We start from the raw sequence: 26,771 nt of genomic DNA, 5'->3' as shown, positions 1-26,771 counted from the left end.
CAGCCTAAATGATGAGAGTCATCACCCAGCTGCTATTTTTAACTTAAACTTTTTGACCTTGTGCGCGTAGATCCGCTAACACTTTATCGATACCAAGTTTGTCAATGATGCGCATACCTTTGGTAGACACACGTAGACGTACAAAGCGGTTTTCAGACTCTACCCAAAAACGATGGTTGTGAAGGTTTGGTAGAAAGCGACGACGGGTTTTGTTGTTTGCATGCGAAACATTATTACCCACCATAGGGCGCTTTCCAGTCACTTGGCAAACTCGAGACATGGCGAACTCCTAATCTATGAGGTATGAGTTTTTCTCATACCAGTCTGGGCAAGTTGCACGTTTTTGCGGCATGGACACAGCAAGCGGCAGCTTTGCACCAAACAAAACTATATGAAGGTTGAGCTGGTTTTGCTGCTATCTAAAGGCAAATAACAGGCTGACCAATTCAGAAAATTTTAAAGCCGACATTTATACCATAAAACAGATGAATACTCAAATATTTTTACAATAACTGTTGGATTAAAGGAGGGCTATTATACCCTGAAATGAGCGTGCTATGTTGTTGATTGTTTAATAGTAAAGATTAATTTTTAGTTGTAAGTTATAACAAAAGTCAGTAAAGTTGCTGTTATATATTTAATACAATCTGTTAATACATCGGTATCACTGTAAATCTAAGTATCATTACCAATCTTCTTTAATTCTGTGTAATGGTTTTCTGCCTTTTTGCTCGAATAAATTACTGCTCATGCGGAGTCAAAACATGTCATACAGCTCTCTACCCCTTACTTCTAAGTTGTTTCAGCTCACTTCTTTGACTTGCGCATTAGCATTAGCAGGTTGTGGTGGAGGCGGTGATGGTGACACCGTAGACTCTGTTGCACCGGCACCTGATTTGGGAGTTACGCAGCCTGGAACGGATGGTAGTGACGGCGGTGAACAAGTACCAGATGTTGAACCTGATTTTTTCTTACAGAAACTCAGTACATCACCTACTATCATCGAGTTATCTGATGAGCAGGCTATCTTTAATGTTACAGTCAAAGCTGCCGAAGTAGGCTCAGGTGGTGCGATGGTTGGCAAAGCAGTGACATTAAAGGTAGTGAGCTCCGAAACCAACGGTATCACTATCGAAGGTCAGAGCACTCAAGTGACTGATAGTGATGGTAATGCAATATATACACTAAAGCTAAACCCACAGGCAGTCGCAGACAAAGAGGCATTAATCGCAAACGGCTTTACCTTAATAGCCACTGCTAATAAAGCAGATGGTACAGCTGTTGCACCGCAAGAGCTGAAAGTCTCCGTTAGTAGAGAAGGTAGTGGAGATGGCACTCAAGTCATTGAGAGCGAGCTTGATATAAGTACTTCATTGACTACTAGTTCGGTTTCCAATAATGTCTTAAATGTATATGGTGATACAGCAACCCTTAGTGTGATTGCCAAAAATAGTAAGGGTGCTCGCGTCAAAGACGTAGCGGTTGGTTTGGGTATAGCCAACGTTAAAGGAGTTGCTATCGTTGGTGGTAGTACTGCAGTGACTGATACTAACGGTTTAGCTACTTTTACGATTCAAGTTGATGACAAATTATCAGTCGCTGATCGTACAGCGCTAGTAGGTAAAACCATAGCTTATGCTATCAACATTGCAGAAGAAAATGGCGCTACCAAAGAAACGAAAGGTGAGTTTAAAGCAGCGCTGCCTATTTCTGATTATGCTTTGACAGTGACAGGTCACTCTAGTCGTCTTAGTGCTTATGGCGACAGCCAAACTATCACTATTACGGCTGCTGCCAAAAATTCCAAAGTACCAACAGTTATCAATGGATCGACAGCCACCATCAAACTTAATAATGAATTGACTGGAGTGAGCCTAAGCGCTAATAAAGTGACTTTAGATGCTCAAGGCCAAGCCAAAGTAACTTTGAATGTTGATGCTACTGTGAGCGAGGCTGACCGTAACACTCTTATCAAAGATGGCATTAGTTATACGGTTGTGCTAACTGAGCCTAGTCGTTCATTGACCTCAAAGACAGCCTCTAGCACAGTTTATCTACCTACTGCAGAATACAAAATTAACTTCAATGAAAGCAATAAAAAAGAGCTGTCAAGCTCAGGTGGCAGTGCCGTCATTAGCTTCCGCGTTAATGATAGCCGCGGTGGTGTAGTGGAAGGACAAAAAGTAATAGCAAGTTTACCAAAAATCCTAGCTGGTGCAGGTCTACTGACCTTGGAAAATAACTCAGAACAAACCACTAATGCTAAAGGTGAAGTTAGCTATACAGTACGAGTGCCTAATAACTTGACTGTGTCACAAAAAGCACAGATCGAAAATGCAGGTAGTTTTGCATTGAATGCAAATATAACAGAAGCGTCAGGAGTAAAAAGTACTGTCAGTAGTGAGAGTATTCGCATTGGTTCAGATATCGGACAAAGCGATATCACATTAACTGCGCAAAGTGTACCTGTAGTCGCGAGTGTCTTAGATGAAGAGTTCAAATTACAAATCTTAGGTAAGCGTAAAGATGGTAGTGCTGCTGTTGGTCGTACAGTCAAGCTTGTCATTAATGAAGGATTTGCTACAGGTATTACTATTCAAGGTAACGAACAAACCACAAACAGCAGTGGTGTGGCAGAGTTTACAGTTCGTATCAGTCAAAACCTAACACAAGCACAGCGTGATCAACTAATAAAAGCAGGTATTGCCTATACGGCAGTACTGACCGATGAAGATGGTACTCAATCCAAAATTATTCAGACAGTAAAAGTTGAACAGCCAGTAACCAGCATTCAGTTTGCTTCTATCACAACTCCAGAGATTGGTGAGTTGGGCGGTAGTGGCAACATCGGTGTGAAATTAACTACTAGAGCGAGTAGTGCTCAGCCAGTCAGAGACAAAGCGGTTACTATCCAGCTAGGTGCAAAAGCATTAGAGTACGGTGTCACAGCTACTCAAACTACAGCGACTACAGATTTTAATGGTGAGGCGATTTTTGCTATTAATGTACCTGAAGGTTTGACAGCGATACAACGAGCAGATTTAAAGAACACTGGTATCAATTATCAGCTAACTTATGCTGAAAACAATGTTTCTTATAAGTCAGAAATACAGAAAGTAAAAATCACTACGCCTAGCGTTAGTTTAAGTATCTTGAATGCCACTAATAATATTGATAATCAAGCAGGATATATCTTAAGCAATGTGGGTAGTACTGCTACTATCCAAGCACAGTTAAATAATCAGTCATCTGGTGAGCAAGTCGCCAATCAAACAGTGAAACTTGTATTTAATAACCCTGAACTAGCAAGCTTGTTAATAGTAAATGGTCAGCTTGGGTCATCAAATATCACTGCTAGTACAGATACTAATGGTTTGGTTAGCTTTAACGTTGTAGTTCCAGACAACCTAAGTGATGAGCAAAAAGAAGCACTCAGCAAACAAGTATTGACAGCTACTCTGACAGAAACATTAACTAGCAAGCAACAGCAAGTCAAAATTAAAGTCCAATCGATGACATCGGCCATTTCTCTAATTGCTAATCCAGTAAATGCCTTAAACTTGAATGGCGGCGAAACACAGGTTGAGGTAACAGCAAGAGACAGTAAAGGTAATATTGTGGCTGGACAAAAAGTATTCCTTGCACTGCCAGCCTCTATTGCAAGTCAAGGAGTTACCTTAGTATCAGGTGGTAATCAAACTACTGATGATTCAGGCAAGGCTGTGTTTACTTTGGCAGTACCGAATAGCTTAACTGATGTTCAAAAGGCCGCATTAGGTACAAGCTTTGTTGTGGCATTATCAGCAGCTGATAGTAGCGGAAATATTGTGACGCAGACGAGTACTGTCCGTACTACTGTGCCAACTGGTACGACTGAAAGTCTTACTATTGGTGCAAATAAAGTCGTCAATACCAAAGGTGATACCTTCAAAGTGTTTGTTCGTTTAGAAAATACAGACGGTGCTATTGCCAATCGTCAAGTTACTTTAAACGTTGATGACCCTATAAAAACGGGTGTCAGTATCTCGAACGGTACTGCTACTACCAACAGTGATGGCGTAGCTACCTTTAACCTAACTCTTGAAGATGGGGCGAACGTTAACCAAGCAACGTTAGAAGCTGGTATTCGATTAACAGCGACCACAACCACTGCCGAAAACACTTCATTAGTACAAAACTATATCGTTGCAGTAGATACCGCTACGATCGATAGCTATCAGTTAATAGCGTCTTCTGATAAGTCTACTTTGAATACCGGCGGCGATCAGACTAATGCGACCTTCCGAGTGACAGATAGTAATGGTGGTGTTTTATCAGGAGTGCCAGTACAGCTGAGTATTGCAAACTTAGAAGCAAGTGGTGCAGCCTTGACCACGCCAAGCATGGTAACGACTGACGCTAGTGGTCAGATAGATGTTGGTATCATCCTAGCTGCCAATTCTACAAATGCACGCCTCAATCATAGTGTTGTAATCAATGCCAAAATCGTCACGCCACAATATGACGTAGATGGTAATGTCAGTATGCAAGTGCGCGAAGAGAAGGCCTTGAGCTTATCAGCAATTGGCACAACACTCACCCTTACAGCATCTGAAAAAAATCTCAAAGATAACAGTACAACCACCCTGTCTTCTACTTTAACTGATGGGACGGGACTTTCGATTGCAAATGCTAAAGTAGAACTCATTGATACTGACGGCAACCTTATTGCTAGTGATGCAACCGCGACCACCGATTCAGAAGGTAAAGCTAGCTTTTCAGTGAACGAAAGTAATTTGAGCTTTGATAGCAATGGTAACTTACGTGTCTTTGTAAGAGCGGTAGGTGAGCGAGAACTGACCACGCAGCGTAGTACCAGTAGCATTGATTTGGTTAAGGTATCGCAAGCGGGTATTAGTTTCATCGATATTGAAGACTCTTACGATGTCAATGTTGCTCAGAATATTAATATCCAGATTCGCACTAACTCTGCAGCTGAAGCGAATGCCCTTATTGGTAAGCTTTTAGAAGTACAAACAACGATCGGAACGTTTGCGAACAATGATGTCATCTCGACTCAAGCGATAACGGCTGCCAATATTCAAGATAATATTATTACAGTTCCAGTCGTACTAAACTCTCCACTTGCTGGTATAGCTGTATTACAGGCGACAGTACTTGGTGAGATGAGTAACGGTCAACTCAAATACCAAACAACCGTAGACACGCGTTTTAGAGCCACCACGCCAGCTAAGGTACTGTTCCAAGCAGTAAGATCAGTTATTACACCAGGTAGCAGTACAGAAGTTGTGGCCACAGTTAAAGACAAAAACGATGTACCAGTAGAAGGGCAGACAGTCGTCTTTAGTCGTGCTGCAGACTCATCAGCAGGCCGATTATCTGCTGCTACCGCAGTGACAAATATTAGAGGTGAGGCGCGAGTTGTCTATCAAGCCAATGCCAGCTCACCTATCGGTGGTGTAGAAATTAATGCTCGATTATTAAACGACAATGCAGGTATTGGTACCAAAACGACTAAGATTACGGTATCGAAAGAAGCGGTTTATACGACTTTGGCGTTTGCCAATACGTTATCTTCTGATGACATTTACTACACGGTTCGCGGTTCAATCTCTGTGATGGATGGTTCCGGGCGTGCTGTCCCAAACACAGAGGTATCAATTAAGTCTTATGCCACAAAATATGCTCAAGGTAGAGTCTGTTTGTTAGACAGTACAGTTACCTATCAAGCAGCTGATACCAAAGAAAAGGATGAGAATGGTAATTCGGTTACCATAACACCAGATCCTCAAGTTTTCTCTGAAAAACTGCCTATTTTCTTGCAGTCTGAATGGATTACCACGGAAGATCTAAACTATAACTATACATTAGATCAAGACGAAGATATTGACAGAAATGTTGATACTAATGGTAATATTGTCATTGGTAACAAACAGCTAGACTCAATTAATCCAGTTGCAATTATTGGTGGTACGGTTTCAGAAGATGGTTATACGTTTATTACTAATGATGAAGGGCGTGCTGATTTTCAAATTCGTTACCCATTGCGCTATTCCAACTGGGTGGAAGTGCAGTTTGACGCTACTACATTCTTAAATGGTAGTGAGAATACACAAAGTATTAACTATCAACTACCTAGCGAGGTAAACGATTTATCAATAAGCGGAACCAGCTTGGTCACGCCTTGGATAGATAATGCGAGCCCATTCGGTACGGGTGGAGCTACTTGTGTAAATAATATGAGTGTTAGTGTTAATGCGAACTCTACAAGTGCTTATCCACTGGGTAGTACAACAGTAAGACTATCACCTTATCAGCCAAACTACTCTGTTTCAATCGATGGGGTTAATTCATTACCAAATTCAAGTAGCAATGATACGATTTATATTGTCAATTTCAATCAAGCATTTGATTTAGGTTCTGTGATTAATGTTCGTAATAATGGAATTGGATTTAATAAAGTAATTAAAGTTGAATAATATTAGCAACGAGCTAATAGTCTAAATGATAGCAGTACTAGAACCCCCAACCCTACGTTGGGGGTTTTTAGTTTGTCCTTTCAAAAAACCAAATCACCTTAAATAACCAAAAAAAACCAACTCGCTCAGCAAAATATTGCAAAAAAGATTAAAATAACCGGTTTACTATGCTGTCAGCAATTTTTCAGCGATAAGTCATCATTTTTTATATTGGGCGAATTATGTCAGACAACACTAAAACGGTTTCATTATCGACCATAGCTTCTCAGAGCAAACAGACACCTAGTGCTATTGATACAGCCACGTTGCTCATCAAATGCAAAGATCAGGCAGGTATCGTACAGGCAGTCTCTGAATTTATTCATCGTTATGGCGCTAATATCATTACGCTCGATCAGTATTCAACGGCACATGAAGGCGGTCAATATTTTATGCGTTTAGAGTTTGCTTTGGCAGGATTGAGCGATATTATCGAGAATTTTGAAGCCAGCTTTGCGCATACGGTTGCTAAGCGCCACGATATGGATTGGCGTCTACATAATAATGCAACGAAGACCAAAGTCGGTATTTTGGTATCTAAATTTGATCATGCGTTGTTAGATTTATTATGGCGACATCAGCGTGGATTGCTCGATTGCGAGATTACTTGCGTGGTCAGCAACCATCCTGATTTAAAGCAAGCAGTACAAAACTTTGGCATTACTTTTCATCATGTGCCAGTGACCAAAGACAATAAGGCAGAGGCAGAAGAGCAGATTCATAAGTTGATGGCAGGTAACGACTTGTTAGTATTGGCGCGCTATATGCAGATATTGTCATCAGATTTCGTCAAACGTTGGCCGATGCAGATTATCAATATTCATCATTCATTCTTACCTGCGTTTGTGGGTGCAGATCCTTATCGTCAAGCTTACGATAAAGGCGTTAAGCTTATTGGAGCAACTGCGCATTATGTCACAGCTGAGCTTGATCAAGGGCCTATCATTGAGCAAGATGTACACCGTGTGACGCATCGCCAAGGGGTGACAGAGTTGCGTGCTATCGGCCGTGATATCGAACGCAACGTATTAGCACGTGCTGTAAACTGGCATGTGCAAAACCGTGTGATTGTGGCGGGTAATAAGACAGTGGTATTTAACTAAGAAGAATTAGTAGTGAGTCGGCTAAAAATGTAAAAAAGGCGGTCAGTAGCAACAGTTACTGACCGCCTTTTTTTGAACATATATTTTATAGGAGCATTTCTAAGACGAACTTGCTACCAACAAAGCCAATGGCTAATAGGATAAAAGCATAAATAGTGATATTAGCCGCACGTTTGCCTCGCCAGCCTGCACGCCAGTTACCGAATAGTAGCACACCAAATAATAACCACGACAGTAGACTAAAAACAGTCTTATGCACAATATGCTGCGCCATCAAGTCTTGTACATAGATAAACCCAATCCCCAGTGCGATACTTAGCAATACAAAGCCAACCAATAGCATATCGAATAATAAACTCTCCATACTTTGCAAGGAGGGTAGTTTATTGACCCAAAAGCGATGAATGGTATGATGCTTGAGCTCACGTATTTGTAGCCGTAAAAATAGCGCTTGTACCGCAGCCATCAACAGCACACAATAGGCAGCTAATGATAATATGATATGGATTTCAAGTCCGATACTGACATCCGTTAGTGGTTGATAAGGGGCGCGGCCGACATAACCGACCGTCATACCTATTAGCGCAGTGGGTGCAGCCAAAATACCAAGACTAAGAATAGGACGGTATAAACAGAACAACAGGTAAAAGAATAAGAAAAATAAACTGGTCAGACTGATTATATTGAATAAGTTGAAATTCAAACCATACAGCGTCACAACGTATGGATATAGCAGTGCCGCATGTGCCGCCATGCCAACCAGCAATAAGCCCAAACTGAGGCTTTTGTGGATAGGTTTGTCCTGAACCAGCGCCCAACCAATATGGATGCTGACTAAGATATAAGCCATGCTAGCAAGTAAGAATGCAAAGTGCACAGATAAAAAGCCTCATCTTATACTGAGCATAAACTGCCGCTCAATGTGTCGCTAAAGTGGTATTATCAGAATGATTAGAATAATCGTCCAATTTATCATAAAATGGGTGCCAATTGAGCACCATCTTGCTTATAACTTATAAATGATCAGAAGTGCTGCATAGCGCAAAACATAAAATATGTAATCTATAAAAAGTTGACTACAATTATAATCGCTGTGTCCTTTGCGAAACGACTATAAGTTTTGAGCCATGTTAATGCTATAGTATTGATAATATAATTCTTTTATCATGTCCCTTGTCATGCAATATCCTAATATCTTATAGCGTATCCTAATATTATTTATGAACCATTTTAATGGTTTGATTTAGAGTTATTTTAATTGCGTATTATTTAATTGAAAACCATTTTAATTGAGAGTTATTTATGTTTGATACCTTAACAGAACGCTTATCGTCGAGCCTACGTAACATCGTCGGTACCGGACAGTTGACCGAAGACAATATCAAAGACACGCTACGTGAAGTGCGTATGGCGTTGTTAGAAGCCGATGTAGCACTACCTGTTACTCGTGATTTTGTCAAACGCGTCAAAGAACAAGCGCTTGGTGCTGAGGTGCTAAAAGAGTTAGCGCCAGGTCAAGCCTTTGTCAAAATCGTACACGACGAGCTGACCGAAATGATGGGCAGTGCCAACCAACAGTTAGAGATGACAGGCAAACCGCCCGTTGTCTATTTGCTAGCAGGTTTGCAAGGTGCGGGTAAAACGACCACAGCTGGTAAATTGGCCAAATATCTACAAGAGCGCCAAAAGAAAAAAGTGATGCTAGTCTCTGCTGACGTTTATCGTCCAGCGGCTATCAAACAGCTGGAGCAAGTAGCCGGTCAAGTGAATGCTAAGTTTGTGAACTCAAGCACAGATGAGAATCCAATTGATATCGCAAAGCGTGCGATAGAAGAAGCCAAAATCCAATATCAAGATATTCTGATCATTGATACCGCTGGTCGTCTACATATCGACGATACCATGATGGATGAGATTAAAGCGCTAACTGCTGCGGTTAATCCGTCTGAGACATTGTTTGTCGTTGATGCAATGACGGGTCAAGATGCCGCCAATACCGCAAAAGCCTTTAATGATGCATTGCCATTGACGGGTGTTATCTTAACTAAGACTGACGGTGATGCTCGCGGCGGTGCGGCGCTTTCTGTACGCGCTATCACCGGTAAGCCAATCAAATTCTTGGGTCGCGGTGAAAAACTAGACGAGCTAGAGCTGTTCCACCCTGAGCGTATCGCGCAGCGTATCCTTGGTATGGGTGACGTACTGAGTCTGGTCGAAGAAGTTGAGCAAAAGATTGACCGTGATAAAGCCGAAAAAATGGCGAAAAAGATGCAAAAGGGCGGTGACTTCGACCTTGAGGATCTATTGACTCAGTTCCAGCAGATGAAGAGCATGGGCGGTATGGCAGGCTTCTTGGATAAGATGCCTGGTATGGGCGGCTCAGACATGCAAAAAGCCGTCGAAGATGCCAAGCCAGAAGAAAAAGTACGCGAAATGGAAGCATTGATCAATTCAATGACGCCATTTGAGCGTAAAAACCCTGATAAGATTAACCCAAGTCGTAAGCGCCGTATCGCTACAGGTTCAGGGCGTGAGATTCAAGACGTTAATCGTTTGCTTAAGCAGCACAAGCAAATGGCAAAAATGATGAAAATGATCTCAAAGCCTGAAGGCATCAGTAAAATGATGAAGTCTATGCAAGGCCTTATGGGTGGCGGTAGTGCTGGCGGCGGTGGCGGTCCATTATTTGGCGGTGGCGGTCAGCAAGGTGGCGCTAAGGACGTGAATCCAGAACAAATGGCCAAGCAGATGGGACTGGATCCAAACAATATGCCAAGCACTGAAGAGATGCAAAAGCAAATGCAAGAAATGCAAAACCAAGCACCAAAGAAGTTCAAAACCCGCTTTTAGATAACGGTTAGTTATTTTTAAAATGTTTGATCAAAGCCCCGAAGCCAATGAAGCTTTGGGGCTTTTTATCGTTAGCAGTTGCAGATAAACACTGATGGATAAAGTGTGAAAAATATAGAAATTAATAAAATTCGTGTACCCTAAATGCTATGATAGGCGCTGCTTCATTCTGTCAGTATTCTGATAGCGCATGAATGATAGATCGTTATTAAAAATTAGTGAAATCTGACAAATCAATTTAGAACGCCAAAAGTAAAAGCCGAGGTTGTGATGTTTTTAGCAATGGATACCGTGTTCGATCAGTGTTCGATCGCGATTTTAGATTCGAGCGGACAGGTACTGTCGAACCATACCGAAACAGGCAAGCGTCAGCAAACTCAGCAGATCTTACCGATGATTGATGCTGCACTATCTGAGGTGCAGTTACGTCTTGCTGATATACAGGCTTTAATATTTAATCGCGGACCGGGTGCGTTTAGCGGTATTCGTATCAACACGGCAGTGGTGCAAGCGTTGTCTGTCGCGCATGACTTGCCTTGTGTTGGTGTATCTAGCCTACAAGCGATTGCACAATCTGCGTATCAGCAGTACGGGCTGACACACCTATACAGCGCCCTTGATGCTCGTATGCAGCAAGTCTACTTTGGGCAGTATGAATTGGTAACTGACGACCAATTAGGTCATAGCATTATGCAGCCAGTCTTGGATAATGATAGCGATAGCGATAGCGATAGCACTGAGCAGCTATTAGATTATGATAGCCAAACAGCACTGAATATCCCTATCGCGGGGAATGGCGCGATGCTATTAGCGTTACAGGATCAGCAAATGTGTCATGACGATATTTGGCCAGATGCTGTCGTCATCGGGCAGCTTGGCATTGCACAGTTTGCAAACGTTGGCGGTACGGAGGCGGCGCAAGCGCTACCAAAATATCTGCGCAATCAAGCTTGGAAAACCCTCAAAGAGCAAGGTAAGTCATAACTATTGCATATTTTGTAAGCATGAATCAATATAAAACCAACGTCAACATAGGACAGCCAATCGGTCTGTTCTGAGCTCAGCCTGTTTTTGGGCCAGTCTGTTTTTAGGAAAGTTACTGTGGATATACTGTTATTCGTTCAAGCTGTCATCATGGGTATCGTGGAAGGTATCACAGAGTTTTTGCCCATCTCCAGCACGGGATATTTGATCTTATCAGCAGATGTGATGGGTTTCTGGACTAAAGAAAAAGTTGATTTATTTGTCGTGGTGGTACAGCTTGGTGCTATTTTGGCAGTGATTTATGACTATTGGGGTAGATTATGGCAAGCGCTGATGGGCTTGCTGACTGGCAAAGCAGAGGGCATGACCAATCCTAGACAGCTGGGACTGAGTCTGATTGTCTCTACTATCCCTGTGATGATTGTTGGCTTTACCTTTGCCGATGAAATCAAAGCTTATTTGTTTAATCCTATTGTCGTTGCCATTATGCTCATCATCGGCGGTCTACTGATATTTTACGTGGAAAAGCGTCCTAAAACGGTCATTGCAAAAGAAGCGGAAGATGTCAGTATAAAAACTGCGTTAATGATTGGGCTATTCCAATGTTTAGCTCTAATACCAGGGACATCACGCTCAGGTGCCACGATTATTGGTGCGCTGTGGTTAGGTGTCTCACGTAAGGCTTCTGCTGAGTTTTCTTTCTTTTTGGGTATTCCGGTTATTGTAGGGGCAGCACTGTTGGATTTAGTCAAACATGGTGACGTACTGACCAACAGTGAAGACTGGCTGGTGCTAGGTATTGGAACCATCGTATCATTTGTGGTGGCGCTACTTTGTATCCGCTTACTTGTGGCATGGGTAAGTCGCCGTGACTTTACTATTTTTGCTTGGTTACGCATTATCACGGGTGTTATCGTGTTGGTCGCCGCTTGGGGCTTTGGTTACCAAATGGCTGGCTAGATTTGCGTTATGATTTAACACGCCAGTAATTTATAGTGAAAATAAGCAGCAAATAGGATGATGGTTATGACCGATGTGCCCCAAACGTATGACGAGACAGGTGCTGTTGTACATTGTCAGCTATTCTACGTCAATGACAGCCAGCAAGCACAGGTTGAGAGCCTACAGTCATTGATAGCTGAGCATACATTACCAATTATCTTAGATATTAAAGTTGCTACAGAGAAATTAACTCAAAAGCGCCGTCAGCAGTTGAGCCAAGCATCTACTCAGCTTATTTTATTATTAGATGATAAAGACAAGCTATCATGGCTAAGTGATGGGCTTAGTGTGGCACCTGAATGGGACAAGTTGCAGCGCCGTATAGTGAGTGCTGGTCGTAAGTCTGAGCTGCTATTACAAGCGTCCAAAATCACATCAGATAGTCACGTTATTGATGCAACCGCTGGCTTTGGGCATGATAGTTTGATATTGGCCAGTACTGGTGCCCAAGTCACGATGCTTGAGCAGCAGCCTTTGATGGCATTGCTGTTACTTGTAGAGCAGCAGCGTATGAGTGCGCTACCCAATTGGCAAAAGCTCATGAGCCGTCTACAGATTATTAATGCTGATGCACTCAGTTATTTTGCAAATCTAGAGGCTGGTACTGCAATAGATAACGCTACCGCAATTGATGTCATCTATCTGGATCCGATGTTTCCAGAGGATAGCTATCAAGATAGCAAAACAGGTAAAGGGGCAAAAGTCGGTAAGCATATGCAAGCACTGCATCAATTGGCTCGTCCACCAACTTCAGATGAAGAGCGACAGCTGCTAAGTAGGGCGCAGGCCGTTGTCAGACGAAATATGCAAGGCCAAGGTCGCGTGATCGTAAAGCGTCCACAGTTTGCACCGCTGCTTGCTGATGAGCCAGCTAGTGAAAGCTGGCATAATGAAGCCGTACGCTTTGATGGGTATTTTGTCTGACAGCTGCTGTTTGCGATAACGAATGTACGAGTATAAATGTACGCAAGTTATCAGCTTATATGTTCAAAGTTAATGGATTTAGGAGCAAGGAATGTCAGCGTTAATCATTTGGGTTATGGGTGCAATTCTATTGTTGATTAATATCATGCTGCGTACTCGAATTCTTCGGCTTGAGGCACGGTTAAAAGAACTGAGTAATCCACAAGAGCAACTGACATTTTTACGTCAACAAGCAGCACAGAAAGACAAAGTCCCAGCGCTGAAAGCTTTGCGCAAGCAATATCCTGAGCTATCACTGATCGAAGCGAATAAATTATGGCAACAAATTCAGTAGCCAGGCCATTAACTTAGTAATTAGTCTATTAAAACTCAGTAACCAGCCCCTTCAAAAATTAATTTAGTTGTTCTGAGCTAAGTATATAAGCGCACATAAAAAGTATTCAAACAATGATAATAAAAAGCCATGACATTTAAAGACAAGCTACAAGCCTACATCCAGCTAACCCGTTTTGATAAGCCAGTCGGCATTGAGCTGCTCTTATGGCCAACGCTTTGGGGCGTACTACTCGCTGCAATGGGTCAAGCGCAGCAGCAAGGAATGACGGCAGCGTTACCAAGTATCAAAGTATTTGCGATATTTGCCCTTGGTGCAATATTTATGCGAGCGGCGGGTTGTGCGATCAATGATTTTGCCGATCGCAAAGTAGATGGTCATGTGACTCGCACTAAAGGTCGCCCATTAGCAGATGGACGCTTATCTGGCAAAGAAGCTGTTGCTGCATTTTTAGTACTGGTGCTGTTAAGTGCCAGTCTGCTATTTTTCTTACCTATAGCTGTATTCTACTGGTCGCTTGGTGCCGTTATATTGGCGTTTATTTATCCATTTATGAAACGCTATACGCATTTGCCGCAAGTATTTTTAGCAGCTGCTTTTGGGTGGGCGATACCGATGTCTTATGTGGCGGTGCAAGGCGCTCCCGATGTTTGGTGTTGGCTGCTATTCTTAGCTTATATGTGCTGGACAGTAGCCTACGATACCCAGTACGCCATGGCTGACCGTGAGGATGATTTAAAGATTGGCGTGAAATCAACAGCGATACTATTCGGTCGTTATGATGTAATTATCATCTCAATATTACAGATGCTATTTTTGCTAATGATGGGCGTGGTTATGTGGCATTACTTTGCTCCGACCACATTAGGCGTAACCCCAGTATTTGGATTGGCGCTTGTTGCGATGATGTTTGCCAAACAAAACAGCGCTTGTGCCAGTCGTAACCCTTTGGCTTGCTTTCAGGCGTTCTTGGCCAATATCTGGGTAGGGCGCTATGTCTTTGCGCTTATCGCAGTTACTTGCATATGGACGACGCTAAATGGATAAGTTCGATAAGTTGCCGAGGTTTAAATCAAAGAAACCGTCTGATACAACTGTGTCAGTTACGGACTATCAATCTAAACTTGCCGAACATGGTCTGACTCGCGAGCAAGTTATCGCAACTGAGCGTAAACTGGCAAAATTTGCCAATACCATGGATTCACTAGTAAGAGTGCCTTTTACCAAGCAAGGAATGGGTGCGGATGCGGCGCTTTCGACCATTCCACTAGCAGGAGATTTGGCAGGATTGGCATTGACCAGTTATGCATTTATATTAGGACGTCAGTTAGGTGTGCCTGCTCATAAAATGACGCCAGCGGTTAGATTGGCACTTATTGATATGGTCGTTGGTATCGTACCTGGCATTGGTACGCTATTAGATATTTTTATTCGTCCTAGCCGTAAGACACTGGCTATCGTGCACGAGCATCTACACCATGAGTATGGTATTACCGAAACCATGCATATGGATCGACCGTTTTTGCACCAGTCACTAGAAGACAAGCAGCAGCAAAGCCGCTTTGGGTTTTTTTGGCGTAATCCAATCGTTGCTTGGTTATATCTGCACATCCCTGATTTTCTTGGCCTGCTGGTCATTGTATTTGTCGGTTGGGGGCTGTGGACAGTGATAAGTTGGTTGGTCGGGATGTGTGGGCAATCGACTGGGTTTGGTTAAATACAATCACTCATTAGACAGCTCAGTAGAGACAAGTCAGTACAGAGCAATACACAGAAACGAAAAAGGCGGCAACGATAATAACGTTTGCCGCCTTTCTTATGGTTTTAAATAGAGTATTAAAACAGATGGCGGATTGGGTTTTATTCAGTGATTACTTCTGCTTCAGCACTAACGGCATCAAAGCTAGTGACTTTATTGTTTCGGATAAGGTCGATAGTGCCGCCACCAGCATGACTGACGAGTTGGATGCTACCATCAGCTGATTGATAGGTAGGGTTATTGCCTTGGCCTTCTGGTGCGCTCAATGTCATTTTTGGTTGATTGGGACGAGTAATGATAGCGTTAAGCATACCAGCTGCCGACGTCTCAAAGACCACAGATAGACTCTCACCTGCTGCACTTTTATAACGGACATCAGTGATTTGTGCGCCTTTGATAGCTTGTTCTGGATTAGGTTTTTCAGCGCTATCATTTGCCGTAGATGTAGTAACACCAAGATCTTTATCTAACTCCGTTAAGCTCATATCACGTTCTGAATCAGTATCGGTCTGCGCTACATTTTTAGCGTCATCTGCATTGCTATCTTCAGCTGCATCTACATTGATATTGGTCGTTACTGGCGTAGTTTGCGTTGAGGTCTCAGCTGTAGTTGTATCAATTGCTTCAGGTTCTGGATCTTTTTGACAAGCAGTCAGTAGCAACAGGCTCAAGAAAGTAGCAGGAGCCGTACGATAAAGCAGTTTAGATTTTCGTAAGTTTAGTGCTTTTGAGAGAGAAGTATTCATAATCAGCTTTATCCGTTAATGGCGCTCTACGTAAATGTGGTAATTGGCAAGGGTCAACCTGCTAGTTATTAACAGTATATTATTACGTATTTACCGTAATCACCAGCTTACGCTGTCCGCCATATTCTTGCAGGCTTCTATGCTCACATAAATAAATCCCTTGCCACATGCCCAGACCTAACCCACCATCGACAAGCGGTATAGTCAAGCTTACTCCAAGCATCATGCTTTTTAGATGCGCTGGCAGGTCGTCTGATCCTTCTAAGGTATGGCGATACTCTGGCTGATCTTCTGGTGCGATTTTATTAAGCCAATCCTCTGTATCTAGTCTGACATCTGGATCGGCATTTTCATTGATCGCAAGACTGGCTGACGTGTGCAGCAAAAACAGATGAACCAACCCTACCTTGGCAGAGTGAGGTAACAGCAGAGAAATAGCTTCTTCAATCCTCGGAGTGATGATATGAATGCCGCGCGCATAAGTAGGTAACGTAAGAGTGGTTTGGTGATAGCTCATGGGGTATATCTCATTATTAGAGTCGACATCAAATTAAGATATCATAAGACAGTATGAACTATGGAAATCGTTGCTGTTATTTACACAAGAGCCATTTATTCTTAAACAAGCGGCGTCTGTAAACGTGTACGATTGGGTGATAAGCGTGCGAGCATCGTCTCTGACAGTGGTGCGAATGACCCTAGCATCATATCTGCTAATGCTTCAGCACAAATAGGTGCCAATGCATAACCTTTTGCGCCCATCGCACTCATTGTCCATATCCGCTGACTGTTTGCCAATTGTCCAACGATAGGGTGGTAATCAGGTGTTTGGGTGCGAATGCCAGCTCGGCCCTGCCATAGACTCGTATCTGCCGGAATGATAGATGCCATTTCAGGAATAGCATTGATGAGCTTGTCTCGGCTAATTTGATGCTCTTCCTCACGGATATCCGTGTCCGTATCATTACGTATAAAGCTTGCCCCTAGTAGAAACTGAGGGCTGTACTCTGTAACATCGTTTAATTGTCCGTCATCTGTTTGGGCAGTGAATGGCGTACAGTAACCACTATATTTGAGTGGTATTTTAGGCAGCTTAGCGTACTGCTCAGGGGTTGGCGTAAACCAAGACAGCTGCCCACGAATTTTACGGCAATCAAAAATACGCTGATCCAATTGATGACTTTCAAAAGCCGCGCAAATGACGATATTATCAGCAGTCATAGTGACAGTGTTAAGGTTTTCATCAATACCTTCGATACGAACCTGCTGATCAGTCTCGTTGATTTTAGTCACTTCTAACTGCTGGAAGTGAATGAGCGGATGAGTCAGTATGATGTCTTTTAATGCTTGCGGGTTGACCAGACCAGACTGAGATAAGTACAAGTTCTCTGATAAGTTCTGCTCTTTTAAGCCACTAGTAATCTGTGCTTGCTCATGCGATAGGGTGGTCGCCATCTCATCAGGATAGTCGGCAATTTGTTCTGTACTGATATTGGCTTTTATAAGCAAATCAAGGGCGCCAGTCAGTTCAAGTACTGGTACTGTATTAAGCTGTACGGCTGTTTGATTTAACTTTCGATATAGCCTGCTGCTATGGAGATAGCCTATGGTATGCAGATGCTCGTCAACATGGTGAAGTGGCGTCATTTTGGGCGCAAGTAACGCTCTAGGATTGCCTGATGCACCTGCTAAGGGCGCTGATTTATCTAATAAGGTGACGGTAATACCACGATTGGCAAGCGACCAAGCTGTGAGCAACCCTGAGACACCTGCACCAATGACGACAGTGTGATCGAATGTGCTATAAGTCGTTTGCTGCTTCGCCTCGTGGCTTTTATTATCACAACTTTTATTATCGCTAGTAATGTCACTACTGTCCGTATCAATCATGATGGCCGTTAGCATTTCTCGCTTTCGACCAAAACCTCTGACTTTTTTAATTTGAAAGCCATGCTCTCTTAGTCCGCGCTTGACGATACCTGCACAGCTATAAGTAGCGGCAGTCGTATGAGGGCGTGATAGACGCTGCATTTGTCCAAAGATACTGTCAGCCCACAACGTACTGTTGCAAGAAGGCGCAAAACCATCTAAAAACCAAGCATCAATATAAGGCGTATGCTGGTTAGAGTGGTCTAATGCCAGTTTGCTTAGACTTTCTGCTGCATCACCAAGCCACATATCGACAGTTAAGTTATCATGAGAAAAACTTAAACGATGACAGCCTGAAATCAGCGGCGGATATGCAGCCAAAAGTGGCTTAATAAATGCCATTAGCTCAGGCGCGCGCTCACCCCATAGCGCAAGTATCTGCGTCAAATCTGCTAGTGGTATGGGGAATTTTTCAGTAGTAATAAAGTGCAGCCGAGCCGTTGCTAATTGAGGATTGGTTTCACGTAGTTGTCGCCACAATTGCCACGTTGCTAGTAGATTAAGCCCAGTTCCAAAGCCTAGCTCAGCAATCGTAAAGCATTGCTTTGGTGCAAGGTGTGCCAAACGCTCTGGCAACTGATTATGCTCTAGAAACACGTGACGCGTCTCTGCCAAACCATCCGCATGAGAAAAATAAACATCCCCAAACTCACCTGACACTGGCACCATATTGCCAGTATCATCCGTTTGCCAGTCAATCTTGGCAGGCGTGATAACGTTTAAATGTTCAGGGTTTTGATGATTAGCGGTAGACATGAGACACTTCTTAGGAATATCAGGAACGGTAGCTAAACGATGAGTAGTGACGGATCAATGATATCGACATTTGGTTAGATACAACGAAGTAGGGTCATGTATATCAGTACTAGCAAAGCATATGCTACCAGCGTTCACGACGGACAAATACTAACCACGAGACAAAAATACCGACTAATAGACTGATCAAAACGGTAAACGCACCGTATAGAAATAACTGTCCTTTACTTTCGTAAACCAAGACATTTACTTGAGTCTGTAAATCGTTCACTTGACGCTGTAGTTGTGCATTACGGCTGAGCAATTCTTGATTGGCAGCTGACAATGCTTTAGTAGATGGTTGCAACTGTGCCGCCAAGGTATCATTAATATCTAGCGCTGAGTTTTTCGTTGGCAAAGCGCGCGCCGCTACTGGCCCAGTCAACGGCAGCACAGCTGTCGGATCGGTTGCATCGACAGCAGGTGTTATGGGCGCAGTAGGTGCAGCCTGCACCGAAACGGCTGTCATTAACATGAGACCAATCAGGGCACTTTTGTAGAAGCAGGTAGGTGAAAAAGAGACTTTCTGAATCACGATGCAGCTACTTGATTATTACTGTCAGTTGGCGCTGGCAATGCTTGAACAAATGGTTTGATATCGACATGACTATACACGCCATCACGTAAGTAAGGCTCATCGTTTGCCCAAGCCTGAGCCGCTTCGATAGAATCAAAATCTGCAATGATTAAGCTGCCTGACATATCACTCTTGCCATCCTCGATAGGCGTTGGCCCTGCGATAACAAGACGGCCTTGTTGATGCAATGCTTTTAAGCGTTCAATATGTTCAGTACGAGTAATCAGACGTTGTGCACTGCTATTAGCCACGTCATGACCAATGATTGCAAATAAAGACATGAGACTTCCTTAGTGAATAATAAAAAAGTAATGATGAGCTTATGTGGGCTTAGTATAAACGTCATAGCAATAAAATTGTTATTTCTACTATGACAAGGCAACAGAAACTATTTAGTGGCTTTGTCTGCTAGGGCAGGGTTGAGATGCTTTTTCAACACGGCAAATTGAGCCACGACAAACACCAGCATAATCGGAATCCAGCCATAGGTCTTAAAGTTGATCCATGCTTCATCTGACATTGTGAACGCTGTGATATAATGTAGTACAGCCATTAGGGCAAAAAACAGCGCCCAAGCAACGGTCAGCTTTTTCCAGCCGCTAAGCGTCAGGGTAAATACCTCTTTCATAGCAAGCTGCATCAATGGCTTATTAATAGCGGCACTGACGAATAGCGTCAATGCAAAAATACCATTGATAATGGGCGACTTCCAGCGCAGATAAATATCATCACGCAGCAGTAATGTGCCGCCGCAGAATAAAATCGTTAATAATAAGACAACCCATTGCTGCTTATCAAACTTACCTTTTTGACGAATAAAATGAATGGCGTAAACGATAATAGTGGCGACGAGCAAAGCCCCTGCCGCTGCTAAAATACCGTTATAACGCGCCGCGATAAAAAAGGCAATTAAGGGAATAAAGTCTAATAATGCTTTCATAGCAAAGGGTATGTCCAACAAAAACGTATGGGGTAGTTTACACGTCTACCGCACCAAAAAAAAGCAATCAACACGATAATCATGCGATATACGCAACCTACAGAGTAATACTTTCTTATTGCGGCTGATGACCATGCCACTGGCCAAATATAAACACGAATACAGTAACGATAACTGCTAAATCTACAGAATCATCAAGACAAACTACAACGCCCATAATCGTAACAATGACTATCTGCTCACTAGCTTTTATTCTACTTCTATTTTATTTAACACTTTAAGGCTCAGCTTATGAAAATCGATTTACATTGCCACAGTACTTGTTCAGATGGCACCTATGCACCGACCGAGGTCATACAACGTGCTCATTCAGCGGGCATCAACGTATTGGCATTGACTGACCATGACACACTGGCAGGGATTGACGAGGCAAGAGACGCTGCCAGTGCCTGCGATATGCAGATTATTAATGGCGTTGAAATCAGTTGTGAACATACATTAAGCGGTGGTTACGGAAAGAATAAATCCACCAATAAAATTATTCACGTACTTGGACTGGACTTTACTGATCGCGAAAAAATGCATGCAACGTTGCAGCAACTGCAAGACAGTCGAGCCACTCGTGGTCAACGTATCGCTGAAAAATTGAGTGAGCTATTAGATATTAATGATGATGAGCTATGGCAAGCAGTGCTCGATAAAGCAGGCGGTAACCCTCAAGCAGTCGGGCGCGCCCATATTGGACAGGTATTGTTTGAGCGCGGTGAGGTCAAAACCGTTCAAAAAGCCTTTGATAAGTACCTAGCAGATAACAAACCTGCTTATGTAGCAATCGAGGCGTTGACGATGCAGCATGGTATCGAGCTGATTCATGCTTGCGGCGGCAAAGCGGTGCTCGCACACCCCACGCGATATCAACTATCAGCGACACGCGTGCGTAAACTGATCGAAGAGTTTGCGCAGCTTGGTGGCGATGCTTGTGAACTGCCAGCCACTAGCGAGCCGATTAGTACCCGCAGAATGGTCGACCGTAGCCTTGCTGAGCATGGTCTTGCGGCATCTATTGGTAGTGACTTTCATGGTAGTAACATGCCTTGGCGACGTTTGGGCGACGTTCCTATTTTGAATGATGATCAGCAAGGGGTTTGGGAGTCTTTTGCAACGCTTGCTTAGTGAGTAGGATTTACCTTGTTACAGTTACTTCTAATAAGGTTGTTTTCAATAGCAATAGGGCCTTATTTATCATGATGAATAAGGCTAATAATGGGTAAGTAAACAAAATTGCATTCATAGAGAAATTATTGGGAAATAAATGCGTAAAATAGATTGATAATAAGGCAAGAACTTGTAACACTTGATATGAAAATTTCAGAGCGGATAATATGCTTTCACTCTGATTTTAGCGCTTATATATTCAACGCATTTACACCTTTAATGCATTTACACCTTTAATGCATTTATACTCTCTGCGGTAGCCCTTCTATGGCTGTATCGATATCCCATCTAGGTTACAACAAAATCTCTCAAATGATTTTTGAGTGGCAGGCTGCTGACCGAACATCGCTGATGGCCTTATTTATCGTGTTAGAAGTGTCATTGCATTGGTTCTGGTGCTTGTATGTCTGGTGGCAGCAAGATGCGTTAAACACCTATGTGAACATACATTATTTATATCCATTATGGCTTGGGATTAGCTTTGTTGGACTGTTTTTTTTGTGCATGGTAAAAGGCTTATTTCATTCGAGCAATGACAATGAAATTGTTTTAAGTCGATGGCAGATAGCTTTGGTTTTGGTTTACACCGCCTACATTTCTACTGTTATTGTGATGATAGGGTACAGTAGTCTGTTTGCAGGCGTGTCGCTCGTCGGCGGCGCTATGCTTGGCATGATGCTGATTAAGCGGCGCTATGCTTGGCGTATGTTTTGGCTGCATATTATCTTGATGCTATTAGCGATCATGTCGCCTTACTTTGGTATCAGTCTACCTAATTTACGCCAATTGACCGTCATTCATCCCATGCTTGAAAGTCATAACTATCTAACTTACAACGAGATTATGGCTGCTGAAAATGCGGTGGCTGCGTTAGCTTTTGAAAACAACGTCTTAAATTGGGATAGTATCAGCGAGCTACAGCGATCATCCGCATTTTTTTGGCGGTCGACGCACTTATATTTAGCGCTGCCAAAAGCGATTTTTATAGTCTATATGTTCCGTGCCTTACTGTTGGTATTAGATGATAGTCGATTTGAGACCTTACGACACGCCAATCAGGACGAGCTTACTCAGCTTAAAAATCGTCGCTACGGTCTGAAAAAGATGAAGTATGCCTTGGCTACTGTGCGAGAATATCAAGACTTAAGCGTCATGCTGTTAGATTTGGACTGGTTCAAACAGATTAACGATAATTATGGACACGATGTAGGTGATCAGGTTCTGATTGAAATCTCGCAGACGCTATCGCAGTCGTTAACAGATAAGACTATTATCAGTCGCTATGGCGGCGAAGAGTTTTTAATTGTCCTACCAGACACGAAGCATGATAGCGCTATGATGATTGCCGAGCAATTACGGCTAAATATTGCTGAACATGTCATGAAGATTGAAGGTCTGGCTGATTTTAATGTGACAGCAAGCTTTGGGCTATATACCTTAACTCATGAGGAGCGAGATTGTATCGCGCAAGGCTATAAAACGATCACACAGCAAAAGACTGTCGCTCGAACGTCACCTCTTATCAAGCCAATTGCTACTCAGCGCGCGGAAAGCCAAATAGCCTCAATGCAAAAGCTGCCTAGTGATATCTGCCAACGTCTGATTAGTACAGCGGATAAGGCCTTATATGAAGCCAAGCACCGTGGTCGCAATCAAGTTGTCAGTGCAAATGAGATGTGGGCTGAAAAAGAAGGCGGTAAGCAATTGCTTTACAAAAGTCGTTAGCCATTAATTATTAGCGATCAGCCATGCCGCTAAGATTGTGTAAGTATTATCGGTATGGCTGATATTCTATTGATTAGTCCAATTTAGATGCCAGTTTCATTAATCCCTCCAATCAAGAAGCTAATTGCTGTACCAAGCTTGCGAGCACACTTGTGGCAAAGCTACCCGTCGTCAAAGTAAAGTTTAATACCAGCGTCTGATCGTCCGACCATTCCCAGCTTAACGCCTCAATCGGTAGACGTAGCGCTCGTCTTTGCGCCTTAATATCGCGCTGCTCTAATCCAGTTGCCAGTTGCATGAGTAGGGGGCTGTGTTGTACTACCTCGGTCTCTAAATCTGCAGCGCTACCGGTGACTTTATCGTTACCCGTGCCCCATAGCACGGCAGTTGGATGAATATCGCCACTGTCAAGACGAGCATGCAACGTATCATCTAGTGTCTCACTAGTGAATATTGATCCTGAACCATCCAAATTAAACACTTCACCTGCTAGGCCAGTGTTCCAGCTACCATCACGTACCCGTGCTGCCAATATCTCATTAAATATCAAGCTACGTGCAGCAGACAATTCCATCGTATTTTGCTCGCGCGGGGCACGCTTACGTTTGCTCTTTTTTGGCTGCGGGCGAGGCTCTCGCGGCGGACGAGCAAACAGTGATAAAGCCTCTCTGACGTTATTACCCTGACGACCAAAACGCTGTGGACCAAAATAATTGGGTACGCCGTTTTTGCCAATGCGTGTTAAATGCTGCTCGACGGCCTCTTTTGCAGATAGTAGTTGCTCGGGTGATGCGTTACTTCCGTCATCAATATTTTCGTCACTAGCGCTCACAAACTGAATATCACGCAAGGTAATAACAAACTGATTGGCACGGTGCGTACCGCGATTAAGTTTTTTATTGTGCCAATGCTGCGCAAGGATAGTGACAGACTCATTTTCACCGATATCTACCGGTGCAAACTCAACAGGCGGTAATTGCTTCTTTGGTATGCGCAAACTGAACCACTGAGTCGTCAATGCGTGACGGTCTTTCAACCCTGAGTAGCCGACATCACGTAACGGAATGTCTGCCCACTCTGACAGTAGTTTCGCCAGATAAGCAGTATTCATGCCTGATTTTTCGATGTGTAACCATAAATGCTCACCTTCACCAGTGAAGTCTAGCGGTAATAGCTCATTAACGATAAAATCAGTCGCATTAGCCTTGTAAGTCGCTTGCTGTATTGGCTGCAAGCTTGGCTGAGGTAAATTTGCAGTATCTGTAATAGTGGCAATATTAATATGAGCTAGGTCAATTTGCTCACTGGCTGTTTTCTCACTGGCTGTTCGTTCATTAGTGTTTTGAGCAACAGTTGTTCGATCAAGAGTAGCAGCTTGGCTATCTAAACTATCTTGAGAAGTAGTTATTTCGTTTTGGTTGTCTTGAGAAGTCATAAGGTCGTCTTTTATTTTGTTTATTAATAATGATTAGAAGTAAAAGGAGTGCGGAAAGCAAAGTCGCATAATTACGTTTTGCAACGCAGCAAACATACAAAAAAACATCGTGTGCACGGCGCTCTTGCTACTATCAATGCATAGCATATTAAAAATAATAGGATAAGTTGAATTTGTCTGGTTGGTTACGGTCATTTTCAACCTGCTGTCATTAGACATCATTATAACTGTTAAGGAAGCATTATGACCGACGCAACGATCAACACAGTCACCATCAGTAAAACGGATATTCCAAGCGGTGGTATGAAATCATATAAGCAAGAAGACGATAGTATCATTTTAATCACTCGCGATGATGATGAGTTCCGTGCATTCGATGGTAAATGCCCACATGCGGGTGCAGATTTGGGTAACGGATTACGTTGTGGCAATCGGGTAGTTTGTCCTTGGCATCATGCGACTTTTGATAGTCGCGATGGCACCCTATTAGAGCCGATAGCGACAAAAAGTTTGACCCAGTATGAGCTGACTCATGATGGTGATAATTTGACAGTCGATACCTCAGCTCAGGTAACGGGGCAAGTCAAAAATGGTAAATTAACTGACACCCATACTATTATCGTTGGTGGTGGCGGTGCAGGATTTATGACGGCCGACCAGTTGCGTCAGGGTGGCTATGGCGGCAAGATTACATTGATTAGTAAAGAGGATAAGGCACCTTACAATCGTCCTTTATTATCCAAAGCGTTTTTGGCAGGCAAGATGGACGAGGAGAAGCTGCTATTGGGCGGTGCTGATTGGGCGGATAACAATAATATTGAGTTACGCCTCAACCAAACGGTTAGCGAAGTGCTACCCAATGAAGCAACCATCGTTATAGAAGATAATGATGGCAACAGCGAGCGACAAACTGCAGACTTCTTGGTCGTCGCCACTGGCGCTAGACCAAACTTGCCACCTATCAAAGGTGCTGACATAGATGGAGTATATACGCTACGCAGCATGAATGATGCCAAATTAATTAAAGCGGCCAGTCATGATCAGCGTGTGGTGATCATTGGTACAGGTTTTATCGGTATGGAGACCGCTTCGGCATTAGCGCAAGCAGGCACGACAGCTTCTATCACAGTGATTGGGCAAGGTAGCCGTGTGATGGGCAATATTATCTCTGAAACGGTGAGTAACGCCTTAATTAAGTTACATGAAGAGAAGGGCATCAATTTTGTGTTTGACGCAACCGTCAATGAAATTACTAAGGTTGACCGTCAAGTAGATAAGGATGGAGATAACAATAACCAAGCTTTTTCAAATGTAGGCGGTGTCACGCTGGCGAATGGTGAGCATATTGATGCTGATATCGTGATATTGGGTACTGGCGTGTCTCCACGTACAGAGATATTGAGCGCAGTTAACGAACCAGATGGTGTACAAGTCGACGCTCATCTACAGCTGCGCGATGGCGTCTATGCGCTAGGTGATATTGCAAAAGCCACCAATCAAATGGGTCGCATGCGTATCGAGCATTGGCGCGTGGCATTGCAGCATGGCATGGTCACAGCAGCTGCGATATTAAATGACGACAGTGTTGACTCATTAGAGGCGCGTATTCCTTTCTTTTGGACCATGCAATATGGCAAGAGCCTACGCTATAGCGGTCATGCCGCGACACCAGATCACAATATCCTATTTGGTACGCCAGATACGCATGATTATATCGAATACTACTTCGATGGTAAAGGCGAGGATACACGGGCTAGTGCAGCAAGTACGCTTGGACGTGACAAAGAGCTGGTTGCCTTCTCTGAGCTATTACGCCGTGGTCACGCACCGACGCGCGCGCAGCTTAATGCAGGGTTTGATATTATTGAGCAGGCGCATGCATTATCGCCCTAGTACTATCAAACAATAAGTATTAGTATTTAAGCTGACTTAGCG

Annotated in this window: 21 protein-coding genes; 12 read left to right on the top strand and 9 right to left on the bottom strand. The window is 43.3% G+C overall.

What is annotated here, in order from left to right; all coding sequences use genetic code 11:
- Nucleotides 1-43: 43 nt before the first annotated feature.
- On the bottom strand, nucleotides 44-280 hold the full coding sequence (gene rpmB, locus ACS8FA_RS26030) for a 50S ribosomal protein L28 (protein ID WP_057761372.1): 237 nt from the start codon (nucleotides 278-280) through the stop codon (nucleotides 44-46).
- Between the two features lie 484 nt (nucleotides 281-764).
- Here rpmB and ACS8FA_RS26025 point away from each other — a divergent pair, with 484 nt between their 5' ends.
- A complete protein-coding gene (locus ACS8FA_RS26025) occupies nucleotides 765-6,479 on the top strand; it encodes a beta strand repeat-containing protein (protein ID WP_439266957.1) in 5,715 nt (1,904 codons plus the stop codon).
- A gap of 221 nt (nucleotides 6,480-6,700) precedes the next feature.
- Nucleotides 6,701-7,621 (top strand): formyltetrahydrofolate deformylase, encoded by a 921-nt coding sequence (gene purU, locus ACS8FA_RS26020; protein ID WP_227670811.1) that lies wholly within the window; start codon nucleotides 6,701-6,703, stop codon nucleotides 7,619-7,621.
- A gap of 85 nt (nucleotides 7,622-7,706) precedes the next feature.
- Here the strand turns inward: purU and ACS8FA_RS26015 are convergent, their stop codons facing one another.
- Nucleotides 7,707-8,471, bottom strand: a complete 765-nt coding sequence (locus tag ACS8FA_RS26015; RefSeq protein ID WP_102091933.1) for a cytochrome C assembly family protein — start codon at nucleotides 8,469-8,471, stop codon at nucleotides 7,707-7,709.
- Between the two features lie 452 nt (nucleotides 8,472-8,923).
- Here ACS8FA_RS26015 and ffh point away from each other — a divergent pair, with 452 nt between their 5' ends.
- The 7 genes from ffh (at nucleotide 8,924) to ACS8FA_RS25980 (ending at nucleotide 15,432) form a co-directional block, all read left to right on the top strand.
- On the top strand, nucleotides 8,924-10,471 hold the full coding sequence (ffh, locus tag ACS8FA_RS26010; RefSeq protein ID WP_439266959.1) for a signal recognition particle protein: 1,548 nt from the start codon (nucleotides 8,924-8,926) through the stop codon (nucleotides 10,469-10,471).
- Nucleotides 10,472-10,741: 270 nt separating this feature from the next.
- Nucleotides 10,742-11,455: a tRNA (adenosine(37)-N6)-threonylcarbamoyltransferase complex dimerization subunit type 1 TsaB gene (gene tsaB, locus ACS8FA_RS26005; protein ID WP_439266997.1), complete on the top strand. Its 714-nt coding sequence runs from the start codon at nucleotides 10,742-10,744 to the stop codon at nucleotides 11,453-11,455.
- 117 nt (nucleotides 11,456-11,572) lie between these two features.
- Complete coding sequence (locus ACS8FA_RS26000) at nucleotides 11,573-12,415, top strand: undecaprenyl-diphosphate phosphatase (RefSeq protein ID WP_439266961.1); 843 nt, start codon at nucleotides 11,573-11,575, stop codon at nucleotides 12,413-12,415.
- Between the two features lie 66 nt (nucleotides 12,416-12,481).
- A complete protein-coding gene (locus ACS8FA_RS25995) occupies nucleotides 12,482-13,381 on the top strand; it encodes a class I SAM-dependent methyltransferase (RefSeq protein ID WP_439266963.1) in 900 nt (299 codons plus the stop codon).
- Between the two features lie 91 nt (nucleotides 13,382-13,472).
- Nucleotides 13,473-13,715: a hypothetical protein gene (locus ACS8FA_RS25990; protein ID WP_439266965.1), complete on the top strand. Its 243-nt coding sequence runs from the start codon at nucleotides 13,473-13,475 to the stop codon at nucleotides 13,713-13,715.
- A 129-nt stretch (nucleotides 13,716-13,844) separates the two neighbouring features.
- Complete coding sequence (gene ubiA / locus ACS8FA_RS25985) at nucleotides 13,845-14,762, top strand: 4-hydroxybenzoate octaprenyltransferase (protein WP_102092797.1); 918 nt, start codon at nucleotides 13,845-13,847, stop codon at nucleotides 14,760-14,762.
- Entirely contained in the window at nucleotides 14,755-15,432 is a 678-nt protein-coding gene (locus ACS8FA_RS25980) for a DUF4112 domain-containing protein (RefSeq protein WP_439266967.1), read from the top strand. Before ubiA ends, ACS8FA_RS25980 begins: the two co-directional genes overlap by 8 nt.
- A gap of 143 nt (nucleotides 15,433-15,575) precedes the next feature.
- On the opposite strand, the gene ACS8FA_RS25975 is transcribed toward ACS8FA_RS25980, so the two are convergent.
- From ACS8FA_RS25975 to ispZ, 6 genes are all read right to left on the bottom strand, one after another.
- A complete protein-coding gene (locus ACS8FA_RS25975) occupies nucleotides 15,576-16,220 on the bottom strand; it encodes a hypothetical protein (RefSeq protein ID WP_439266969.1) in 645 nt (214 codons plus the stop codon).
- Nucleotides 16,221-16,302: 82 nt separating this feature from the next.
- Entirely contained in the window at nucleotides 16,303-16,737 is a 435-nt protein-coding gene (locus ACS8FA_RS25970; protein ID WP_439266971.1) for a secondary thiamine-phosphate synthase enzyme YjbQ, read from the bottom strand.
- Between the two features lie 101 nt (nucleotides 16,738-16,838).
- The gene (gene mnmC1 / locus ACS8FA_RS25965; RefSeq protein ID WP_439266973.1) at nucleotides 16,839-18,905 is read right to left on the bottom strand and encodes an FAD-dependent 5-carboxymethylaminomethyl-2-thiouridine(34) oxidoreductase MnmC1; all 2,067 of its coding nucleotides are present in this window, start codon (nucleotides 18,903-18,905) and stop codon (nucleotides 16,839-16,841) included.
- Between the two features lie 124 nt (nucleotides 18,906-19,029).
- Nucleotides 19,030-19,413, bottom strand: a complete 384-nt coding sequence (locus tag ACS8FA_RS25960; RefSeq protein ID WP_439266975.1) for an SH3 domain-containing protein — start codon at nucleotides 19,411-19,413, stop codon at nucleotides 19,030-19,032.
- Between the two features lie 62 nt (nucleotides 19,414-19,475).
- Nucleotides 19,476-19,802: a YciI family protein gene (locus ACS8FA_RS25955; protein ID WP_439266977.1), complete on the bottom strand. Its 327-nt coding sequence runs from the start codon at nucleotides 19,800-19,802 to the stop codon at nucleotides 19,476-19,478.
- 107 nt (nucleotides 19,803-19,909) lie between these two features.
- The gene (ispZ, locus tag ACS8FA_RS25950; protein WP_439266979.1) at nucleotides 19,910-20,461 is read right to left on the bottom strand and encodes a septation protein IspZ; all 552 of its coding nucleotides are present in this window, start codon (nucleotides 20,459-20,461) and stop codon (nucleotides 19,910-19,912) included.
- A 291-nt stretch (nucleotides 20,462-20,752) separates the two neighbouring features.
- On the opposite strand from ispZ, the gene ACS8FA_RS25945 reads away from it, so the two are divergent.
- Both ACS8FA_RS25945 and ACS8FA_RS25940 read left to right on the top strand, forming a co-directional pair.
- Entirely contained in the window at nucleotides 20,753-21,634 is an 882-nt protein-coding gene (locus ACS8FA_RS25945) for a PHP domain-containing protein (RefSeq protein WP_439266981.1), read from the top strand.
- Between the two features lie 309 nt (nucleotides 21,635-21,943).
- Nucleotides 21,944-23,401, top strand: coding sequence for a GGDEF domain-containing protein (locus ACS8FA_RS25940; RefSeq protein ID WP_439266982.1), 1,458 nt, complete (start codon nucleotides 21,944-21,946; stop codon nucleotides 23,399-23,401).
- Between the two features lie 112 nt (nucleotides 23,402-23,513).
- Here ACS8FA_RS25940 and truD read toward each other — a convergent pair whose 3' ends face one another.
- A complete protein-coding gene (gene truD / locus ACS8FA_RS25935; RefSeq protein ID WP_439266984.1) occupies nucleotides 23,514-24,836 on the bottom strand; it encodes a tRNA pseudouridine(13) synthase TruD in 1,323 nt (440 codons plus the stop codon).
- 243 nt (nucleotides 24,837-25,079) lie between these two features.
- On the opposite strand from truD, the gene ACS8FA_RS25930 reads away from it, so the two are divergent.
- A complete protein-coding gene (locus tag ACS8FA_RS25930; RefSeq protein WP_439266986.1) occupies nucleotides 25,080-26,729 on the top strand; it encodes an FAD-dependent oxidoreductase in 1,650 nt (549 codons plus the stop codon).
- Nucleotides 26,730-26,771: the final 42 nt, after the last annotated feature.

It is taken from the genome of Psychrobacter sp. 1Y1 (genome assembly GCF_051847395.2).
Classification (GTDB): domain Bacteria; phylum Pseudomonadota; class Gammaproteobacteria; order Pseudomonadales; family Moraxellaceae; genus Psychrobacter.
Note: the sequence above shows the minus strand (reverse complement) of the source record. Positions and strands in the feature narration are given on the sequence as shown.

Bases quoted from the DNA above. Each gene is read 5' to 3' on its own strand.
- ACS8FA_RS25975 (WP_439266969.1), bottom strand. From the start codon at position 16,220: ATGAATACTTCTCTCTCAAAAGCACTAAACTTACGAAAATCTAAACTG.
- ACS8FA_RS25980 (WP_439266967.1), top strand. From the start codon at position 14,755: ATGGATAAGTTCGATAAGTTGCCGAGGTTTAAATCAAAGAAACCGTCT.
- mnmC1 (WP_439266973.1), bottom strand. From the start codon at position 18,905: ATGTCTACCGCTAATCATCAAAACCCTGAACATTTAAACGTTATCACG.
- ACS8FA_RS25970 (WP_439266971.1), bottom strand. From the start codon at position 16,737: ATGAGCTATCACCAAACCACTCTTACGTTACCTACTTATGCGCGCGGC.
- ACS8FA_RS25990 (WP_439266965.1), top strand. From the start codon at position 13,473: ATGTCAGCGTTAATCATTTGGGTTATGGGTGCAATTCTATTGTTGATT.
- truD (WP_439266984.1), bottom strand. From the start codon at position 24,836: ATGACTTCTCAAGACAACCAAAACGAAATAACTACTTCTCAAGATAGT.
- purU (WP_227670811.1), top strand. From the start codon at position 6,701: ATGTCAGACAACACTAAAACGGTTTCATTATCGACCATAGCTTCTCAG.
- ACS8FA_RS25960 (WP_439266975.1), bottom strand. From the start codon at position 19,413: ATGACAGCCGTTTCGGTGCAGGCTGCACCTACTGCGCCCATAACACCT.
- ACS8FA_RS25930 (WP_439266986.1), top strand. From the start codon at position 25,080: ATGACCGACGCAACGATCAACACAGTCACCATCAGTAAAACGGATATT.
- ffh (WP_439266959.1), top strand. From the start codon at position 8,924: ATGTTTGATACCTTAACAGAACGCTTATCGTCGAGCCTACGTAACATC.
- ACS8FA_RS26015 (WP_102091933.1), bottom strand. From the start codon at position 8,471: ATGGCTTATATCTTAGTCAGCATCCATATTGGTTGGGCGCTGGTTCAG.
- ACS8FA_RS25955 (WP_439266977.1), bottom strand. From the start codon at position 19,802: ATGTCTTTATTTGCAATCATTGGTCATGACGTGGCTAATAGCAGTGCA.
- ACS8FA_RS26025 (WP_439266957.1), top strand. From the start codon at position 765: ATGTCATACAGCTCTCTACCCCTTACTTCTAAGTTGTTTCAGCTCACT.
- ACS8FA_RS25940 (WP_439266982.1), top strand. From the start codon at position 21,944: ATGGCTGTATCGATATCCCATCTAGGTTACAACAAAATCTCTCAAATG.
- ubiA (WP_102092797.1), top strand. From the start codon at position 13,845: ATGACATTTAAAGACAAGCTACAAGCCTACATCCAGCTAACCCGTTTT.
- ACS8FA_RS25995 (WP_439266963.1), top strand. From the start codon at position 12,482: ATGACCGATGTGCCCCAAACGTATGACGAGACAGGTGCTGTTGTACAT.
- tsaB (WP_439266997.1), top strand. From the start codon at position 10,742: ATGTTTTTAGCAATGGATACCGTGTTCGATCAGTGTTCGATCGCGATT.
- rpmB (WP_057761372.1), bottom strand. From the start codon at position 280: ATGTCTCGAGTTTGCCAAGTGACTGGAAAGCGCCCTATGGTGGGTAAT.
- ispZ (WP_439266979.1), bottom strand. From the start codon at position 20,461: ATGAAAGCATTATTAGACTTTATTCCCTTAATTGCCTTTTTTATCGCG.
- ACS8FA_RS25945 (WP_439266981.1), top strand. From the start codon at position 20,753: ATGAAAATCGATTTACATTGCCACAGTACTTGTTCAGATGGCACCTAT.